A 740-nucleotide genomic window follows, 5' to 3' on the forward strand; every position below is an offset into this window, starting at 1 on the left:
TCGATAATCAAAGCTCCTGGCATGTTGTAGCTAACCTCTCCACCTTCCAGGTGACTCAGAACGTACATCCGTTTTTGTGCCGAGGAAACGGGGTAATATTCGCGCTCCTCTGCAACAGGTATGGATACATACGTTTGCTGGGTCTGATCTTCACCCATCACCTGTACCAATTGCTCAATCGTCGGATATTGGAAAATATCTCGCAAGGCCAGCTTGTGATTCAGCTCCTGATGGATTTTCGCCATCAGTGTAGTAGCGCGCAGCGAATGTCCTCCCGCTTCAAAGAAGTTATCCTGGATGCCTATTTGGTGATGATTCAGAACGCTTTGCCAAATACGTACCAGCTGCTCTTCCAGCTCTGTGCGCGGCGCCACGTACTTCGTGCCTCCTTCGAGACGTGTTTCTGGCGCTGGCAACGCTTTGCGATCAATTTTTCCGTTTGGTGTCAGCGGGAATTGATCCAGGGGTACGACATACGTCGGGATCATATAGCTCGGCAGTTTGGGCTGCAGTGTGCTGCGTAGCTCCGGCAAATTCAGCGCCTCCGAGGCTACGACATACGCACACAGATCCTTGTCTCCGTCTTCGTTTTCCCAGGCGGTGACGATGGCTTTCTCAATGCCAGCTACAGTCAGCAGCTGTGCTTCCACCTCGCCCAGTTCGATCCGGAAGCCCCGGATTTTGACCTGATCATCCATCCGGCCGATAAAGTCCACATGGCCGTCTGGCATCCACCGCGC

Annotated in this window: 1 protein-coding gene; it reads right to left on the minus strand. The window is 53.1% G+C overall.

All coding sequences use genetic code 11. From position 1 onward, the window contains the following. A partial coding sequence (locus tag HFE01_RS26400) for a phosphopantetheine-binding protein (protein ID WP_243208299.1) occupies nt 1–740 on the minus strand: 740 nt, incomplete at both ends.

Source organism: Paenibacillus sp. EKM10P (assembly GCF_011800655.1).
GTDB classification, from domain to species: domain Bacteria; phylum Bacillota; class Bacilli; order Paenibacillales; family Paenibacillaceae; genus Paenibacillus; species Paenibacillus polymyxa.